An 18,334-nucleotide genomic window follows, 5' to 3' on the forward strand; every position below is an offset into this window, starting at 1 on the left:
GGCTCAGGCCTTGCATTGCAGGGGATCGACCAGGCGCGTGACGCGCCGCACGATCTCGTTGACCACGGCACGCGGGCCGCGCCGGTCGGTGCGCACCACCACATCGGCCGTGGCCCGATAAAGGGGGTCACGTAGCGCAAACATCTCGCGCAGCAGCTGCTCGCGGTCGCCACGCTGCAGCAGCGGCCGGTTGCGGTCCTTGGCAGTGCGCCGAAGTTGCTGCTCCACGGTGGTGAGCAGATAGATGACGGTACCGCTCTCGCGCAGCACCCGGCGATTCTCCTCGCGCAGCACAGCACCGCCACCGGTGGCAATGACCACACCCTCGTGGCGGGTCAGCTCGCGGATCATCTGGGTCTCGCGGTCACGAAAGCCTGTCTCGCCCTCGACGTCGAAGATCCAGGGGATGTCGGCGCCGCAACGCGCCTGGATCTGGTGGTCGCTGTCGTAGAACGCGCGTGACAGTTCGGCCGCCAGAAGGCGGCCGATGGTACTCTTGCCGGCCCCCATGGGACCGATCAGTATCAGGTTGGGTAATTCCTGCATCAGCGAATGGCCAGGTTATCGTCCAGTATTCGGGGCGTAATGAATACCAGCAACTCTACCTTATCATTGGTGTTCTCGGTATAGCGGAAGAGGTTGCCGATCACCGGCAGGTCGCCGAAGAAGGGAGTCTTTAGCAAGCTCTGGACCTCCTCGGTGGTCAGGATACCGCCCAGGACCACGGTCTCGCCGTTGTCGACAAGCACCTGGGTCTTTATCTCATTGGTGTCGATGGAGGGCACGCCGTTAAAAAGCTGCCCCACCGTGTTATTGGTGATATCCAGGTCCATGATAATGCGGTTGTCCGGGGTGATCTGCGGCGTCACCTCCAGCAAAAGCACCGCCTTTTTGAATTGAACTTCAGTGCCTTGGTCGGAAACCGTCTCAAAGGGAATCTCGGTACCCTGCTCGATCGTCGCCATTTTCTGATTGGCGGTGATCACCCGCGGCTGGGAAATGGTCTGACTCTTGCCCTCGCTCTCCAGGGCGCGAAGCTCCAGATCAAGCAGGATATCGCCGGAGAGATAGCCGAAAGCAAAGCTCGACAAAGATTGATTAGGGTTTCCCAAATCAACTGTCAAACCTCCGCGCTGGAAGACGTTATCTTCATACTCGATTATCCCTTCTTCGTCGGGAAGGGGAACGCCGTCAGAGTAGCGCCTACCTTCTTGGGAGAAAGACCGACCAATAGAAGCACCACCTGCTCGAAACCCATCACCTGTGCGGTTGCTGGAAAGCCCCCAGTTGACACCTAGCTCGCGGGTGGCACTATCCCGGGCAATAACAATTCGTGCCTCGATCTGAACCTGGCGCACCGCCACATCGAGCGTGTCGAAGGTTGCCAGGATGGAGTCGATGTTTTCGGCGGTATCCTGGATCAACAGGGTATTGGTACGGGCATCGACGGCCACCTTGCCCCGTTCCGAGAGCAGGCCGAAGCCCTCTTCGCCGCGCAGCAGGCGGGCCATTTCCTCGGCCTTGGCATACTTCATCTGGACATACTCGGACTCCAGCGGCGCCAGGGTCTCGAGCTGCTCGCGAGCCTGAAGCTCGATCTGCTCCCGCTGGGCAAGTTCCGAGGCCGGCGCCACCACGATGACGTTGCCATCCTGACGGCTGGCCAGGCCGTGACTCTTGAGCACCAGGTCCAGGGCCTGGTCCCAGGGCACGTCCTGCAGATTGAGGGTGACGCGGCCGGTCACGCTGTCGCTGGCCACCAGATTGAGGCCGGTGAAGTCGGCGATGATCGCCAATACCGAACGCACTTCGATGTCCTGGAAGTTCAAGGTGATGCGCTCACCGGTATAGGGGAATTGCTCACGAGTGCGCTGCTCGCGCTCCTCCCGGGTGACCGGCTGGGCCTCGATGGTCAACTGGCGGCCGCTCTGGGTGGAGAGCATGGCGAAGTCGCCACTGCCCTCGATGTCCAGAGTCACGCCATTGCGTCCCACCCGCGGGGTAACGCGCCGCAGCGGTGTGCCGAAGTCACTGACGTCGTAGACCTGGTCCAGGGAGGCCGGCAACTCGACGCCGCGCAGTTCGGCAATGATGCGGTTGCGGCCGCTCTCGCGGACCCGGGCATCCACCCCGGTGCGGTCGAAGGTGACGACCAGTCGCCCTGCCCCAGCGTCGCCACGTCGAAAGTCGATATCCTGAATGCTCGGCTCGCCGTACGATGACGAGGTATCTCGGCTCGGGCTGGCCGAGACGGCGGCGGTCGAGGGTGCCGCAGTTGAGGAAGTCGTCGCCGAGGCGGTCGTGGCCGCCGGCGACTGGCCGGCCCCGCCACCGATGGAGAGGCGCAGGCGGTCGCCCTGCTGACGGGTGTCATAAGGCAAGGGCCCCTCGAGCTCGAAGACCAGGCGCGTGCGCGAGCCGGCCTCCAGGGCCGTGACCCGCTCGACCCCGCCGATGCCGAGCTCCTCACGGCGGCGCTCGAGGGCGCTGTCGGTCTCCATCAGGTCGATGGTCAGCCGGGCCGGATCGTCTAGGCGATAGCCGCGCACCTCGGGAACCGGGCCACGGAAATCGAGATCCACTTCCAGTGCGCCGTCGCTTCCCTGGCGGAAATCCAGATCGGTGAGGGTGGAAGCCGCCGTAGCGGCCGTGGAGACCGCCAGCAGTACCACGAGTGCGAGACCACGTATTATCGGTTGCATTGTTCCCTTCCCCTTGCACGCCTCTGCCACCTAATGCCAGGTGGCATGGTATAAACTGTTCTATTCGCCCTCACCGAGGGCAATCTGCCTGGTGCGCTCCTGCCAGGCGTTTCCCTCGAGTACGGTCTCCACCAGAACCAGCGAGCTATCCGTGATGCTCACGATGCGCCCATGGTCCAGCCCCATATAATTGCCAATCCTGACTCGATGAACCTTGCCGTCAGGCGCACGCACGAGCGCTGATGGCTCGCCGCCAACCGTCAATATTCCGACCAACTCCAACTCGGAAAGGTCGTAGGCCTCTAGCGGCTCACGGGGACGATCCGGTGGCGGTGCAAGTTCACCAGCCTGAGGCACTTCACGCTGATCCTGCATACGCCGGGGCAAGAAGGGACTCCTGTTATCACTCCCGGAATACGCCACCCGGTCAACCTGCGGAATTTCCGGAAGCTCTACCCGAGGCACCTCCCCGGGATCCGTTCGAGCCTCGGCCAGCTCACGCTCGAGATTCCTCAGCTCAGGATCAGCGCAGGCCGTCAGTAGTCCCATGCCGAAAGCGAGGAGCACATGGCATCCGTTCGTTCTTGTCACGGTGCCTCCTCCTCTTCTCCCGACTGGCGGTAACTGTAGGTGCGGGCAAGCATGGATAGCTGCAGTTGCTCGCCGCCAGCATCTTCCATAGGCTCGAGCGTCAGGTCATGCTGGGTGACGATGCGCGGCAGGCTGGCGACATTTGCCAAGAACTCCGCAATCCGGTGATAGCCGCCCCGCACCCGGATATCGAATGGCTGCTCGACATAGAATTCCTGAGAGACGGGGCTGCGCAGGCGAATGAATTCGATGGAAAGTTGATTGCTGATAGCCGCTTCACTGATGTTATCGATCAGCGAAGGCACCTCGGCACCCGTCGGCAGCATATCTCTGAGCGTGTTCATGCGCTCCTCGAGGATGGCCATTTCTTCGCGCATGACTTCCAGATGTGCCGCCTGCGCCGCCTTGCTCTGGTAGTCCCTGATCAGACGAGCCTCCTCTGTCCTGGCCTGACCCAGCTCCTCGAGCTTAGGTGCGGCCAGGTACCAGTATGTGCCGGCGAGGGTCAGGCCCAAGACCAGCACGCAGCAGATCAACTGAAGCAGGAAGGGCCAGCCGCCGGACTCCTTGATGTCCAGCTCACCCCAGTCCATGTCGCGCAGTCGACGAACTTCCGTGGACAGATTCATGGCGTCTCCGAGCCTTCTCTATCGGGCATCTGCTGGTTCACGCTGAGGTTGAAGCGACGCATCTCGTCGTCGGCAGTCTCGACTTCGGAAAGCACTGGCTCACTCAGAGACGGGGCCGCATCCAGCGTTCGCAACTGATCAGACACCTGCCGGTTGTTCTCAGCCACACCCGACATCCGCAGGCTATTCCCCTGACGGTTAAGCTGCGTGTAATGCACGCCGTCAACGAGGCTGGTTACCAGGTCATTGAAGACATGAACCGTCAAGCCTCTTCCCGCTTGAAGCTCCGTGAAGACCCGTACCTGAGCCTCCATGGTCTGTCGAATCTCTTCCAGTTCACTGATCTCACGGATAGCGGAATCCAGTTGCTTGCTTTCGGCCTCGACGAACCGGTTGCGCTCCTGCTGAGCACTCAACCGCTGATCGAGATACCAGGTCATGCCAAAACCGCCGCCGAGACCGATCAGCGCCATCAGCGCCAACGCCATGAAGAACCGCTTGCTGCGCCGGGCACGCTCTTCCTCTCGCCAGGGGAGCAGGTTGATCTCGATGGTCATTTGCCTACCCTCATCGCCAGGCCGCAGGCCGTGACCATGGCCGGAGCATCACCGGCCAGGGTCGGGACGTCGATGCGGGGATTCACCTTCATGCGCCGGAAGGGATTGGCGATCACCACCTCCATGCCGCTCTCCTCGGCCAGGCGTTCCGCCAGGCCCGGCAGCACGCTGGTGCCGCCGGCCAGGATCATCCGCCGAACCTCCTGCTTTCGTCCGGCGGTGTAATAGAGTTGCAGCGAGCGTCCCACCTGCTGGACCAGGGTATCCAGGAAGGGATCGAGTACGCTGCGCTGGTAATCATCCGGCAGGCCACCACGCTTCTTGGCCAGGCCCGCCTCCTCGAGCGTCAGCCCGTAGCGATTGCGAATCTCGTCGGTCAGCTGGCGGCCACCGAATACCGTATCGCGGCTGTAGGTGACACGACCCTCGCGCAGCACGTGGAAGGCGTTCATGGTGGCACCGATATCCACCAGAGCCACGCACTCTTGATCCTCACTGGTGGGGGGCAACTGGTGGCGAAGCTCCTGGAAGGCGCGCTCCATGGCGAAGGTCTCGACATCAACGGCCGCCGGGGTGAGCCCCGCCTGCAGCACGGCCTCCGTCAACTGGTTGACATCCTGCTGGCGGCAGGCCACCAGCAGAACATCCTGCTGGTCGCCATAGCGCGAGTTAAGGCCCAGCCGCTGAAAGTCGAAGGCGACCTCGCTGAACGGAAACGGAATATGCTTGTCTGATTCGAGCTGGATGCGCGCCTCGATCTCGTCGTCGTCGAGAGAGGCGGGCAAGGTGAGGGTCTTGGTGATAGCGGCACTGGCAGGGACAGCCACGGCGGCATTGCGCGACCCAGGCTTGGCATGCTCAACAGCACGCTTGAGAGCGTCCACGACGGCCGGCATGTCGCGTATCCGCCGCTCGATAACTGCACCTTCGCGCAGTGGCCGCACGGCGTAGCTTTCGACCTGGTAGTGGTTACCAGCGCGCTTGAGTTCGATGACCTTGACGGTAGCCGAGGTGATATCGACACCAACCAGTCCCTTGCCGGATGCTCTCAGTCGCATCTTGCGTCATGCCCCTGCCTGATCCATGCGGCGTGCCGCTCATTATGATTATCCACCCCGAATCGGGGGAAATACATTAAATGCATCATACCCAACCGATGATCGAAGGTTACATGATATTTCGGTTTCTCACACGAATGAGGGTGTCGCTTAGCATCAACGCTGGTGACCGCCCCCTCGGCTTCCTATAATGGCGACCGCAAGGGAAGGCCATATCATCGCCACCACTACGTCCCGTTCCCAGCATGGATACCGCGTTTTCATGAAGTTACTCAGAACCCTGATCATTTCCGTTCTCTGGCTGCTGGTCTCGCTGTCCACCGCGGGGATTCTGGGCGTGGTGGGTGCCGCGCTCTATTTCGCCCCAGGGCTGCCCGATGTTCGCCAGCTGCAGGGCTTCGAGCTGCAGACACCGCTGCGCATCTTCACGCGCGACGGCAAGCTGATCGGCGAGTTCGGTGAAGAGCGCCGCACCCCGGTGGAGTATCACGAGATTCCCGAGGAACTCATTGGCGCCTTGTTGGCCGCCGAGGATGCCACCTTCTTCGACCACCGCGGCGTCGACCCCAAGGGTCTGGCCCGCGCCGCAACGGAACTGGTGGCCAGCGGTGGCGATATCCAGTCCGGCGGCTCGACCATCACCATGCAGGTGGCACGCAACTATCTGCTCACCCTGGACCAAACCTTCACCCGCAAGATCCGCGAGATCCTGCTGGCGCTGCAGATGGAGCAGATATTATCTAAGGAGGAAATCCTCGAGCTCTACGTCAACAAGATCTATCTCGGCAACCGCGCCTATGGCATCGCCGCCGCCGCGGAGGTCTACTACGACCGTCCACTGGCCGAGCTGACCCTGGCCGAGAAGGCTATGATCGCCGGCCTGCCCAAGGCGCCTTCTGCCTTCAACCCGTTGGCCAATGCCGAACGCGCCCTGATCCGCCGTAACTGGATCCTGTTCCGCATGCGCAAGCTGGAGATGATCGACCAGGTAGCCTACGACGCCGCCGTTCAGGCCCCGGTCACCGCACGGCGCCACCTGGCTCGGCTCGAGGTGGAGGCCGATTACGTTTCTGAAATGGCCCGCCAGTTCGCCGTGGAGCGTTATAGCGACCGGGCCTATACCGGCGGCTATCGCATCCATACCACCCTCGACAGCGAGCTGCAGCCGCTGGCCGGCCAGGCCCTGGCCGGTGGCTTGATCGAGTATGACACCCGTCACGGTTGGCGCGGCCCGGAGCAAACCGACATCCCGCGCAGCCTGGTAGAGGCTCAGGAACGCACCGACCGAGAAGGGCTCGAAGAGGAGCTCGCCGAGTCACCGGAAATCATGCAGACCGCCCGGCGTGCCGCCGAGCGCAGCCAGACCGAAGTCGAGGGCATCGAGGGCGACGTCAGTAACTGGCTGCAGGTGCTCGAACGCACCCCCGCTTATGGCCCCCTGCAGTCGGCCATCGTGGTTGAAAGCGAAGGCCGCGAAATGCAGGTGCTGGCACCCGGCGGCGAACTGCATACCCTCGACTGGGCCGGCCTGGAGTGGGCGCGCGCCTATCGCAGTGCTCAGAGCCGGGGTGCCGCTCCAGGCGCGGCGAACGAGATCGCCAGCCGCGGCGACCTGGTGCGCATCCTGCAGCGTGAGAACGGCAGTTGGCGCCTCTCACAGCGCCCCGACGCCGAAGGCTCGCTGGTAGCGATGGATCCAGACACCGGCGCCATCCTGGCTCTCCAGGGCGGGTTCGACTTCGATGCCAGCAAGTTCAATCGCGCCACTCAGGCCCGCCGCCAGTCCGGCTCGATCTTCAAGCCCTTCATCTACCTGGCGGCGCTGAACAGCGGCGAGATGAACCCGGCCAGCGTGGTCAACGATGCTCCCGTGGTGATACAGGACGGCAGCAACGAACTGTGGCGCCCGGTGAACTCCAGCGGCGACTTCCTCGGCCCGATCCGGCTGCGGGATGCCTTGGCGCGCTCACGCAACCTGGTGACCATCCGCGTGCTGCAGTCCCTCGGGCTGGAACGTACCATCGACTTCCTTCAGGGCTTCGGCTTCGCCAGCGACCAGCTGCCTCGCGGCCTCTCGCTGGCGCTGGGCAGCGCCAGCCTGACCCCGCTAGAGATGACCAACGCCTATGCGGTACTGGCCAACGGCGGCTTCAAGGTGTCGCCCTGGTTCATCGATAGGGTGACCCGCGTCGACGACACCACCGTAGTCGACGAGGCCACTCCGCGCGTCGCCTGCCGTGAGTGCCCCACCGACCAGGAAACGGTCGAACTCGACGGTGAGACCTATGAGATCGCCCCCCGGGTGGCTGACCCCGCCGCCGTCTATATCCTGCGCGACATGCTGCGCGATGTCGTCGAGCGTGGCACCGCCCGCAAGGCCCTGGAACTCAACCGCGGCGATATCGTCGGCAAGACCGGCACCACCAACGACCAACGGGATGCCTGGTTCGCCGGTTTCAACAGCGACCTGGTGTCCACTGCCTGGGTGGGGAAAGACGACAATACGCCTACAGCCGAATACGGCGCCCAGGCCGCCCTGCCGATCTGGATGGATTTCATGGGCCAGGCCCTGGAGGGGCAGCCTGAGCGCTGGCCCGAGCGGCCGGAGGGCGTGGTCACCGAGCGAGTCGACCCCGACACCGGTCGCCTGCTGAGCGCTGGCCAGGGTGGCGGCATCGAGGAGTTGTTCATGGCCAACCACCTGCCCGACGTTCAGCCCCGTCGCGTCGAGCGCGAGGTCGAGCGCCAGAGCGGCTCACAGGGTACTGGCGCCTACGAGGCTATCTTCTAGAAATCCGCATCCGCGCGAGGCGCCAATTCCTCGCCTGCCATGTACGAAAACGCCGACCCCGAGGGCCGGCGCTTGTCATGGGCAGGAAAGCCGCCGGGACTCAACTACCGTAGACGTCAGCCACGGTCTTCAGCGGGTAGTGAGGTGGGTATGGCTTGCGCGCAACTCCCGAATCCACCGCGGCCTGGGCCACCGCCGAGGAGATGCAATCGAGCAGTCGGATGTCCACAGGGGTGGGGATGATGTATTTCGGCCCGAAATGCATCTCGTCCATTTCGTAAGCCTCGAGCACCTCCTTCGGCACAGGTTCACGGGCGAGGTCCTTGAGGGCATGGACGGCGGCGACCTTCATCTCCTCGTTGATGCGGGTAGCACGCACGTCGAGCGCCCCGCGAAAGATGAAGGGAAAGCCCAGCACATTGTTGACCTGGTTGGGATAATCGGAGCGGCCGGTGGCCATGATGACATCCGGACGCACCTCCCGAGCCAGATCGGGATGGATTTCCGGATCCGGATTGGTGCAGGCGAAGACCACCGGATTGGGGGCCATGCTACGGATATGGTCGGCGCTCATCAGTCCCGGCCCGGAGAGACCGACGAAGACGTCAGCCCCCTCAATGGCATCGCTCAGGGTGCGTTTGTCGGTCTCCACGGCGAACATCGCCTTGTACTGGTTCAGATCCTCACGACCGCTATGAATCACGCCCTTGCGGTCGAGCATCACGATGTTCTCGGGATGCGCACCGCAGGAAACCAGCAGCTTCATGCAGGCGATGGCTGCGGCGCCGGCCCCTAGGCAGACGATACGCGCACTGTCCAGCGACTTGCCGGCGATATCCAGGGCATTGAGCATGCCCGCGGCAGTGACGATGGCCGTGCCGTGCTGATCATCATGAAACACCGGGATGCTGCACTGCTCGATCAGCGCCTGCTCGATCTCGAAGCACTCCGGGGCCTTGATGTCCTCGAGGTTGATGCCGCCCCAGGTGTCGGCGATGCGCGCCACGGTGTCGATAAAGGCCTGCGGGCTCTCGGCATTGACTTCGACATCCACCGAATTGATACCGGCGAAGCGTTTGAACAGCACTCCCTTGCCTTCCATCACCGGCTTGCTGGCCAGCGGCCCCAGGTTGCCGAGCCCCAGGATGGCACTGCCGTCGGAGATGACGGCTACCAGGTTGCCCTTGCCGGTATAGAGGTAAGCGTTCTCCGGATCATTGGCAATCTCGCGAACCGGCTCCGCCACGCCCGGGCTGTAGGCCAAGGAGAGATCTCGAGCGGTGGCGGTGGGCTTGGTGACTTCCACCGACAACTTTCCGGGAATCGGTTTCGCGTGGTAATCCAGCGCCGCCTGCTTCTTCGCGTCAGTCATGCTGATAAGGGTCCGGTAACACAATGGGAGGGCGACTAGCGTATACAAAAAGCCTTCTGCGCTCAACTCACCTTACATCACCCCTGTTGTACGCTCGTTTGAAGACGTTGCCGGATATTTACCGGCATTTATAGCCAACTCCTCCAGACATAACGCTTTTCCTGTCGCGGTGACCAGCGGGGCCACCGGCAGCCGGGCAAAAGAAACCCGCCACGATGGGCGGGTTTCTCGATGGCGCGGTGTGCCGGGCGGCTCAGCGCTTGATGGCAGCACCGAAGCGCTTGTTGAAGCGCTCGACGCGACCGCCGGTGGTCGCCTGCTTCTGCTTGCCGGTATAGAAGGGGTGGCACTGAGAGCAGACGTCCAGAGAGAAGTCGTGATCCGCGGTGGTGCCGACCTCGAAGGAGGCGCCGCAGGAACAGGTCGCATTGACCGTCTTGTAATCCGGATGGATACCTTGTTTCATCTTGAGCCTCGTGAAGCTGTATGCCGCCACCTGATCTTCTGCCAGGCACCGCATACGGGTTGTCTGTAGATGCGAGCCGGTTGCCGCCACGCACTCTTCCACGCACTCGGAGTGTTCGCAGCGGCGAAGCATTCTAGCAGAGCCGACGCCGGAGGCCAATTGCCCGATTCCCCCTGCTCACCCGTGCCACGCGTATTGGGCGTTGCCGTACCCTCGCCGTTGCGCCGACTGTTCGACTACCGCCCCTGCCGCGAAGTGCCCCCGGGTGGCTGGCAGCCCGGCCTGCGGGTGACGGTGCCCTTCGGCCGACGCGAGGTGGTCGGCGTGGTGGTGGAGTGCCGCAACGAAAGCGAGCTGCCGCTCTCGAGCCTCAGGCCGGTGGCGGGCTGCCTCGACGACGCCCCGCTGCCAGCCGACTGGCTGTGGCTGTGCCGCTTCGCCGCCCGCTACTACCAGCATGCCCTCGGCGACACCCTGCACCAGGCCCTGCCGGGGCTGCTGCGCCAGGGCCGGGCACTCGAGGCCCGCACCCGCGAGCGCTGGTGCGTGACCACGACCGGCCGCGAGGACGCCCCGCCGAGCCTGGACCGGGCCCCCCGCCAGGCGGAGCTGCTGACCATGCTGCGCCAGCACCCCCACGGGCTAGTCAGCCAGGCGATCCTCGCTCAGTCGTTCAGCCGCGACCAGCTGCGCGCCCTGGCCGACAAGGGGCTGGTGTCCCGTCACGAGGAACCCCTGGCCGCCTCGCCCACGGCCGAGGGCGAGGCACGGCTTGCCGAACCCGCCCTGCCTCTCAACCGCGAGCAGGCCGTGGCGCTGGCCGCCGTTCACGAGCGGCTCGACGGCTTCCACCCCTGCCTGCTGCATGGCGTTACCGGCAGCGGCAAGACCGAGGTCTACCTGCAGCTCATCGAGGCGGTCATCGGCCGCCACCGCCAGGCGCTGGTGCTGGTCCCCGAGATCGGCCTGACGCCCCAGACCCTCGCCCGCTTCCGCCGTCGCTTCCGGGCGCCGGTGGTGGCCCTGCACTCGGGGCTCACCGACCACGAGCGCCTCGATGCCTGGGAAGCCGCCGCCAGCGGCCGGGCCCCCATCGTGCTGGGTACCCGCTCGGCCATTTTTACTCCCCTTGCCCGGCCCGGCGTCATCATCGTCGACGAGGAGCACGACGGCTCCTACAAGCAGCAGGACGGCCTGCGCTACCATGCCCGCGACCTGGCCGTGGCTCGCGCCCACCACCACCGCATCCCGCTGCTGCTGGGCAGCGCCACCCCTTCGCTGGAGTCCCTGCAGCGGGCGCTGCACGGCGACTATCGCCACCTGCGCCTGACCCGCCGGGCCACCCGCCATGCCCCGGCGCGACTGGAGCTCGTCGACCTGCGCGGCCGTCGGCGTCAGGGCGGGCTGATCCCGCCGGTGATCGAGACGGTGCGCGAGACCCTGGCCGCCGGCCACCAGGTGCTGGTCTTCATCAATCGACGCGGCTTCGCCCCCACCCTGGCCTGCCACGCCTGCGGCTGGATGGCCGAGTGCGATCACTGTGATGCCCGCATGACCCTGCACCGGCAGCCGCCGCTGCTGGCCTGCCACCACTGCGACCGTCGCCGCGCCCTCCCCGACGCCTGCCCCGAGTGCGGCAGCGTCGACCTGCGCCCCCTGGGCAGCGGTACCGAGCGCACCGAGGAGACCCTGGCGTCGCTGTTCCCCGAGGTGCCGGTACACCGTATCGATCGCGACAGCACTCGGCGCCGCGACGCCCTCGAGCAGATGCTCGCCGAGGTTCGCCGCGGCGAACCCTGCCTGCTGGTGGGCACCCAGATGCTGGCCAAGGGCCACCACCTTCCCCATGTCACCCTGGTGGTGGTAGTCAATGCCGACGCCGGGCTCTATGCCAGCGACTTCCGGGCACTGGAGCACAGCGCCCAGCTGCTCGAGCAGGTGGCAGGCCGCGCCGGCCGCGCTGCCCATCCCGGTCGGGTACTGGTGCAGACCCTGCACACCGACGACCCGCACCTGCGACTGCTGGCCGAGAGCGGGTACGATGCCCTCGCCAGCCAGCTGCTGGAAGAGCGTCGAGCCGCTCGGCTGCCGCCCTTTCGCTTCCTCGCCCTGCTGCGCCTCGAGGCGCCCCGCGAGGCGGCCGTGGTAGCCCTGGGGGGCCTTGCCGCCGAAACCATGCGCCAGCGGATCGGCGAGCGGGGCCTCGAGGTCGACTGCTTGGGGCCGGTTCCGGCTCCCATGGAACGGCGCCAGAACCGCTATCACCTGCAGCTCATGCTGGCCGCCGACCGTCGCAGCCAGCTCCACGAGGCCGGCGCCTGGCTGGTCGCCTGGCTCGAAGGTCGTCCCGAGGCGCGACGGGTGCGCTGGTCGCTGGACATCGACCCGCAGACCCTAGCCTGAGCCCACACCTTTAAAGCCCGGCGCCGATTGCCGATAATGGCGCCCCAGACTCGCCCAGCGGTCGCCCCGCACCGCCCAGGCCAAAGGACACCGGACATTTCCATGAAAGAGACCATCATCGCGCTACTCGAGGACGCCCTGGATAACCTCCGGCAGCAAGGCGTGTTGCCCACCGATATCGCACCGACCATCAAGGTCGACCCGACCCGCGACAAGGCCCATGGCGACTATGCCACCAACCTGGCGCTGATGCTGGCCAAGCCGGTCGGCCGCAAGCCTCGCGAACTGGCCGAGGCGCTGGTCGCGGCACTGCCGACAAGCGATGCCGTGCAGAAGGTCGAGATCGCCGGTCCCGGCTTCGTCAACTTTTTTGCCGCTACCGATGCCGCGGCTCAGGTGGTGCGCCAGGTGCTCGAGGCCGGAGATGCCTACGGCCGCAACCTCTCCGGCCGAGGCCGCCAGGTGCAGGTGGAGTTCGTGTCCGCCAATCCCACCGGGCCGCTGCACGTCGGCCATGGCCGCGGAGCGGCAATCGGTGACTGCATCTGCCGCCTGCTCGAGGCCACCGGCCACGAAGTGACTCGCGAGTTCTACTACAACGATGCCGGTGCCCAGATCAGCAACCTGACGCGCTCGGTGCAGGCGCGGGTCCAGGGCATCGACCCCGGCGACCCGGGCTGGCCGGAGGATGGCTACCGCGGGGGCTATATCATCGACGTGGCCAACGCCTATCTGGCTGAGGAGACGGTGCATGCCGATGACCGCCACGTCACGGCAGCAGGCGACCCGCACGATCTCGACGCCATACGCGATTTTGCCGTGGCCTACCTGCGCCGCGAACAGGACCTCGACCTCAAGGCCTTCGGCGTGACGTTCGACGTCTACTTCCTGGAGTCCTCGCTCTATGAACAAGGCAAGGTAGAGGCCACCGCCGCGCGACTGATCGAGAAGGGCCATACCTTTGAACAGGACGGCGCCCTGTGGCTGCGTACCACCGACTTCGGCGACGACAAGGACCGGGTGATGCGCAAGAGCGACGGCCACTACACCTACTTCCTGCCCGATGTCGCCTACCATCTGGACAAGTGGCAGCGCGGCTTCGAGACGGTGATCAACGAGCAAGGCGCCGACCACCACTCCACCGTGACCCGGGTGCGCGCCGGCCTGCAGGCTCTCGAGGCCGGTATCCCCCAAGGGTGGCCCGACTACGTGCTGCACCAGATGGTGATGGTCACCCGCTCCGGCGTCGAGGTGAAGCTCTCCAAGCGGGCCGGCAGCTACGTCACAGTGCGCGACTTGATCGACGAAGTGGGCCGCGATGCCACTCGCTTCTTCCTGGCCGCGCGTCGCGCCGACTCCCAGCTCACCTTCGACATCGACCTGGCCCGCTCGCAGTCCAACGACAACCCGGTCTACTACGTGCAGTACGCACACGCCCGGATATGCAGTGTCATGCGCAAGGCCGAGTCCGATGACCTGGCCTTCGACCCTGGCCTGGCCATGGACAGCCTGGCCTTGCTCGAGGCCGACCAGGAGAAGGCGCTGCTCAACCGCCTGGCCCGCTATCCCGAGGTCGTCCAGCACGCTGCCGCTGCCCACGAGCCCCAGCAGATCGCCCAGTACCTGCTCGATCTCGCCGCCGACTTCCATACCTGCTACAACGCGGTCAAAGTGATGGTCGACGATGACGCCTTGCGCAACGCCCGGCTGGCGCTGGGGCTGGCTACGCGCCAGGTGCTGCGCAACGGCCTCGAGCTGATGGGTGTCGGCGCGCCCGAGGAGATGTAAGCCATGGCCAGCAGCCGAAAACCGGCACCCCGCAAGCGTGGTGCCACCAGCAGCCCGCGGCGCCGCACCGCCCCACCCCCACGCCGCAGCATTCCGGGCTGGCTATGGGGTCTGGTCGGTCTGGTGGCAGGCTTCCTGCTGTCCCAGCACCAGCACGGCATCGCCCCTTGGCAGGAGGGTAGCGACTCGCCACTGGCCACGGTGTTGACCAAACCCGGGGAGCAACAGGAATCCGGAGAAAGTGAGCCTGCCACCCCGGAGGAGCCGACGATGCCGACCTTCGAGTTCTACACCCTGCTGCCGGAATCCGAGGTGATCGCCCCCGGGGGCAAGGTGCCGGCCTCCACGGCCACCCCGCCGGAGCGCCCCGCGACGGCCGATACAGCGACCCGCGAAGATCCCATTGCCCAGGTGATCGCCGCCAACCTGGACGCCGACACCACTGGGCAGGATGACCGCCAGGACACGCAGGCGACGAACGAACCAACGACCGATGCCCGCTTCGTGCTCCAGGCCGCCTCTTTTCGCGAGGCGGGCGATGCCAGCAAGCTGGCGGACCGGCTGCGCGATTTCGGCCTGCTCGCCAAGATCAGCGAGGTCAAGGCCGGCGGCGGCGACACCTGGCATCGGGTCCAGGTCGGCCCCTACAGCGACCGCCGCGAGCTCAACCGCGCCCAGGACCTGATGGTCACCCAGGGCATCGAGCCGCTACTGATCCAGCTGCAGAACTGACTCGCTCAACAAAGCGAGAAGAACGCGACCAAGGTTGAATTCCTCGCCTCCCGCCCGCAACTCACCTACGAGTTCATCCACGGCGCCGCGAGCATGCCCACGGCGCCGCCAGTCATCGGGAGCCCTTTGCTCCCCCAAGGAGTCCCCTCCATGACCACGATCGTTTCCGTGCGCCGCGGTGACCAGGTGGCGCTGGCCGGTGACGGCCAGGTCTCGCTGGGCAATACCGTGATGAAGGGCAACGCCAGCAAGGTCCGCCGCCTCTATCGCGGCGAGGTTCTGGCCGGCTTCGCCGGCGGCACCGCCGATGCCTTCACCCTTTTCGAACGCTTCGAGGCACAGCTGGACAAGTATCAGGGCAACCTGGTCAAGGCCGCCGTGGAGCTGGCCAAGGACTGGCGCACCGACCGCGCCCTGCGCCGCCTCGAGGCGCTGCTCGCCGTGGCCAACAAGGACGCCTCGCTGATCATTACCGGCAATGGCGACGTGGTGGAGCCTGAAGGCGGCATCATCGCCATCGGCTCCGGCGGCAACTATGCCTTGGCCGCAGCCCGTGCCCTGCTTGAGAACACCGATCTCGGTGCCCGCGAGATCACCGAGAAGTCCCTGACCATCGCCGGTGACATCTGCGTGTTCACCAACCACAACGTCACCCTGGAAGAGCTCTGACCATGACTCGGATGACCCCCCGCGAGATCGTCCACGCCCTGGACCAGTACATCATCGGCCAGCAGGATGCCAAGCGCGCCGTGGCCGTCGCCCTTCGCAACCGCTGGCGTCGCATGCAGCTCGACGGCGAGCTGCGCCAGGAGGTGACGCCCAAGAACATTCTGATGATCGGCCCCACCGGCGTGGGCAAGACCGAGATCGCGCGCCGCCTGGCCAAGCTGGCCGGCGCCCCCTTCATCAAGGTGGAGGCCACCAAGTTCACCGAGGTGGGCTATGTGGGCCGCGACGTCGAGTCGATCATCCGCGACCTGACCGAGGCCGCCATCAAGCTGGTTCGCGAGCAGGCCAAGGAAGAAGTGGGACACCGTGCGGAGGATGCCGCTGAGGAGCGCATCCTCGACGCCCTGCTACCGCCGCCCCGCGGCCAGGAAGACGAGCCTCGCCAGGATAGCTCGACTCGCCAGATTTTCCGCAAGAAGCTGCGCGAGGGGCAGCTAGACGACAAGGAAATCGACATCGAGATTTCCCAGCAGGGCCCCAACGTCGACATCATGAGTCCGCCGGGCATGGAGGAGATGACCAGCCAGTTACAGAATTTGTTCTCCGGCATGGGCAAACAGAAGACCGAGACCCGCCGGGTAGCGGTGAAGGATGCCTTCGGCCTGCTGCGTGACGAGGAGGCCAGCAAGCTGGTCAACGAGGACGACATCAAGAGCCGTGCCATCGAGGCGGTGGAACAGAACGGCATCGTCTTCCTCGACGAGATCGACAAGGTCTGCAAGGGCAGCGGCCAGTCCAGCGGTGGCGAGGTCTCCCGCGAGGGCGTGCAGCGCGACCTGCTGCCGCTGATCGAAGGCTCCACGGTTTCCACCAAGCACGGCATGGTACGCACCGACCACATCCTGTTCGTCGCTTCCGGTGCATTTCACCTGTCGCGTCCCTCGGACCTGATCCCTGAACTGCAAGGTCGCCTGCCGATCCGCGTCGAGCTGAATGCCCTGACACCGGAAGATTTCAAGCGCATCCTCACCGAGCCCTCCGCGGCGCTGACCAAGCAATATCAGGCGCTGCTCGCCACCGAGGGCCTCGAGATCGCCTTCACCGAGGATGGCATCGCGCGCATCGCCGAGATCGCCTGGAAGGTCAACGAGGGAACCGAGAACATCGGCGCCCGCCGCCTGCACACCGTAATGGAGCGCCTGCTCGAAGAGGCCTCGTACCTGGGAGGCGACTTCGGCAGTCCGCTGTCGATCGATGCCGCCTATGTCGACTCCCAGCTCGGCGAGCTGGCGATGGACGAGGACCTGTCGCGGTATATTCTCTAGGAGCCGGCTCATGACAGCCCCGATTCCCACCAAGGTGCATTACCACAAGCACGACCGTGAGCTCGAGCTCACCTACCAAGGCGGCGAGAGCTATCGGCTGCCGGTGGAGTACCTGAGGGTCTTCTCGCCCTCCGCAGAGGTGCGCGGCCATGGCCCCGATACCGCCACCCTGCAGGTGGGCAAGAAGCATGTCGGCCTGAAAGACATCACCCAGGCCGGCCGCTACGCCCTCAAGCTGCACTTCGACGACGGCCACGACAGCGGGCTCTTCAGCTGGGACTACCTCTACGATTTGATCGAGAAGCGCGAGGTCAACTGGGCCGACTACCTGCGCCGGCTGGAAGAGGCCGGCGCCTCCCGAGAGCCGCTTGGCATCGAGATCAAGCAGCTGTAGGGGCGGCGTCAAGACAATCGCTATCGGGGGAGGCTACAATGGCGGCCATTGCGAGGCCGCCAGGCCTCCCCCACTACAGCGATTCGGGAGCCCACTGCATGAGCGCCAGTGACAAGCACACCACCCACTTCGGCTATCAGGAAGTCCCGGTCGAAGAGAAGGCCTCGCGCGTGGCCCATGTCTTCGATTCGGTAGCGGCCCGCTATGACCTGATGAACGACCTGATGTCGATGGGTATACACCGCCTGTGGAAGCGGCTCACCATCGAGCGCTCCGGCGTGCGGCCAGGCCATAGCGTGCTGGACATCGCCGGCGGCACCGGCGACCTGACGGCCAAGTTCTCGCGCATGGTAGGTCCCCGAGGACGCGTGGTACTGGCCGACATCAACGAATCCATGCTGAGAGTCGGTCGCGACAAGCTGCTCGACAGCGGCATTGGCGGTAATGTCGAATACGTGCAGGCCAACGCCGAATGCCTGCCCTTTCCCGACAACGCTTTCGACTGCATCACCATCGCCTTCGGCCTGCGCAACGTCACCGACAAGGACGCCGCGCTGCGCTCCATGACCCGAACGCTCAAGCCGGGCGGTCGCCTGCTGGTGCTGGAGTTCTCCAAACCAGGCAACCCGCTGTTCTCCAAGGCCTATGACGAATACTCCTTCCGCCTGCTGCCAAGGATCGGCGAACTGGTGGCGAGCGACGCCGACAGCTACCGCTATCTGGCCGAGTCGATCCGCATGCACCCCGACCAGGAAACCCTCAAGGCGATGATGGAGGCTGCTGGACTGGAGCGAGTCGAGTACACCAATCTGACCGGGGGCATCGTCGCCCTGCACCGCGGCATCAAGCTGTGAGGG

16 protein-coding genes are annotated in these 18,334 nt (G+C 65.0%); 8 read left to right on the forward strand and 8 right to left on the reverse strand.

The genetic code is table 11. The annotated features are described in order from the left end of the window. Positions 1-3: 3 nt before the first annotated feature. From aroK to pilM, 6 genes are read right to left on the reverse strand one after another with little or no spacing between them, the layout of a single operon-like run. Complete coding sequence (gene aroK / locus U5L98_RS17780; RefSeq protein ID WP_322559587.1) at positions 4-546, reverse strand: shikimate kinase AroK; 543 nt, start codon at positions 544-546, stop codon at positions 4-6. Then, the gene (gene pilQ / locus U5L98_RS17785; protein ID WP_322559588.1) at positions 546-2,702 is read right to left on the reverse strand and encodes a type IV pilus secretin PilQ; all 2,157 of its coding nucleotides are present in this window, start codon (positions 2,700-2,702) and stop codon (positions 546-548) included. Before pilQ ends, aroK begins: the two co-directional genes overlap by 1 nt. Before the next feature lie 60 nt (positions 2,703-2,762). Then, the gene (locus tag U5L98_RS17790) at positions 2,763-3,251 is read right to left on the reverse strand and encodes a pilus assembly protein PilP (protein ID WP_322559665.1); all 489 of its coding nucleotides are present in this window, start codon (positions 3,249-3,251) and stop codon (positions 2,763-2,765) included. Positions 3,252-3,289: 38 nt separating this feature from the next. After that, complete coding sequence (locus tag U5L98_RS17795) at positions 3,290-3,922, reverse strand: type 4a pilus biogenesis protein PilO (protein WP_322559589.1); 633 nt, start codon at positions 3,920-3,922, stop codon at positions 3,290-3,292. Further along, positions 3,919-4,479 carry a PilN domain-containing protein gene (locus U5L98_RS17800; protein WP_322559590.1) on the reverse strand — a complete coding sequence of 187 codons (561 nt, stop codon included), beginning with the start codon at positions 4,477-4,479 and terminating at the stop codon, positions 3,919-3,921. The genes U5L98_RS17795 and U5L98_RS17800 overlap by 4 nt, the downstream gene beginning before the upstream one ends. Beyond that, positions 4,476-5,537, reverse strand: coding sequence for a type IV pilus assembly protein PilM (pilM, locus tag U5L98_RS17805; protein WP_322559591.1), 1,062 nt, complete (start codon positions 5,535-5,537; stop codon positions 4,476-4,478). Before pilM ends, U5L98_RS17800 begins: the two co-directional genes overlap by 4 nt. A gap of 262 nt (positions 5,538-5,799) precedes the next feature. Between pilM and U5L98_RS17810 the strand changes: the two genes are divergently transcribed. Next, positions 5,800-8,328, forward strand: coding sequence for a penicillin-binding protein 1A (locus U5L98_RS17810; RefSeq protein WP_322559592.1), 2,529 nt, complete (start codon positions 5,800-5,802; stop codon positions 8,326-8,328). A gap of 100 nt (positions 8,329-8,428) precedes the next feature. Here the strand turns inward: U5L98_RS17810 and U5L98_RS17815 are convergent, their stop codons facing one another. Continuing rightward, positions 8,429-9,700 (reverse strand): malic enzyme-like NAD(P)-binding protein, encoded by a 1,272-nt coding sequence (locus U5L98_RS17815; protein ID WP_322559593.1) that lies wholly within the window; start codon positions 9,698-9,700, stop codon positions 8,429-8,431. Between the two features lie 253 nt (positions 9,701-9,953). Next, on the reverse strand, positions 9,954-10,166 hold the full coding sequence (gene rpmE / locus U5L98_RS17820) for a 50S ribosomal protein L31 (protein ID WP_322559594.1): 213 nt from the start codon (positions 10,164-10,166) through the stop codon (positions 9,954-9,956). Between the two features lie 159 nt (positions 10,167-10,325). Here rpmE and U5L98_RS17825 point away from each other — a divergent pair, with 159 nt between their 5' ends. From U5L98_RS17825 to ubiE, 7 genes are all read left to right on the forward strand, one after another. Beyond that, positions 10,326-12,569, forward strand: a complete 2,244-nt coding sequence (locus tag U5L98_RS17825) for a primosomal protein N' (protein WP_322559595.1) — start codon at positions 10,326-10,328, stop codon at positions 12,567-12,569. A gap of 102 nt (positions 12,570-12,671) precedes the next feature. Further along, positions 12,672-14,357 carry an arginine--tRNA ligase gene (gene argS / locus U5L98_RS17830; RefSeq protein ID WP_322559596.1) on the forward strand — a complete coding sequence of 562 codons (1,686 nt, stop codon included), beginning with the start codon at positions 12,672-12,674 and terminating at the stop codon, positions 14,355-14,357. A 3-nt stretch (positions 14,358-14,360) separates the two neighbouring features. Then, positions 14,361-15,089, forward strand: coding sequence for an SPOR domain-containing protein (locus U5L98_RS17835; RefSeq protein ID WP_322559597.1), 729 nt, complete (start codon positions 14,361-14,363; stop codon positions 15,087-15,089). 150 nt (positions 15,090-15,239) lie between these two features. Further along, entirely contained in the window at positions 15,240-15,758 is a 519-nt protein-coding gene (gene hslV, locus U5L98_RS17840; RefSeq protein WP_322559598.1) for an ATP-dependent protease subunit HslV, read from the forward strand. A 2-nt stretch (positions 15,759-15,760) separates the two neighbouring features. After that, a complete protein-coding gene (gene hslU / locus U5L98_RS17845) occupies positions 15,761-17,083 on the forward strand; it encodes an ATP-dependent protease ATPase subunit HslU (protein WP_322559599.1) in 1,323 nt (440 codons plus the stop codon). Positions 17,084-17,093: 10 nt separating this feature from the next. Continuing rightward, a complete protein-coding gene (locus U5L98_RS17850; protein WP_322559600.1) occupies positions 17,094-17,477 on the forward strand; it encodes a DUF971 domain-containing protein in 384 nt (127 codons plus the stop codon). Positions 17,478-17,575: 98 nt separating this feature from the next. Then, positions 17,576-18,331: a bifunctional demethylmenaquinone methyltransferase/2-methoxy-6-polyprenyl-1,4-benzoquinol methylase UbiE gene (gene ubiE, locus U5L98_RS17855; RefSeq protein WP_322559601.1), complete on the forward strand. Its 756-nt coding sequence runs from the start codon at positions 17,576-17,578 to the stop codon at positions 18,329-18,331. The last annotated feature ends 3 nt before the right edge of the window (positions 18,332-18,334 follow it).

The sequence above is a fragment of the Halomonas sp. genome, assembly GCF_034520545.1.
In the GTDB taxonomy this organism is placed as follows: Bacteria; Pseudomonadota; Gammaproteobacteria; order Pseudomonadales; family Halomonadaceae; genus Halomonas.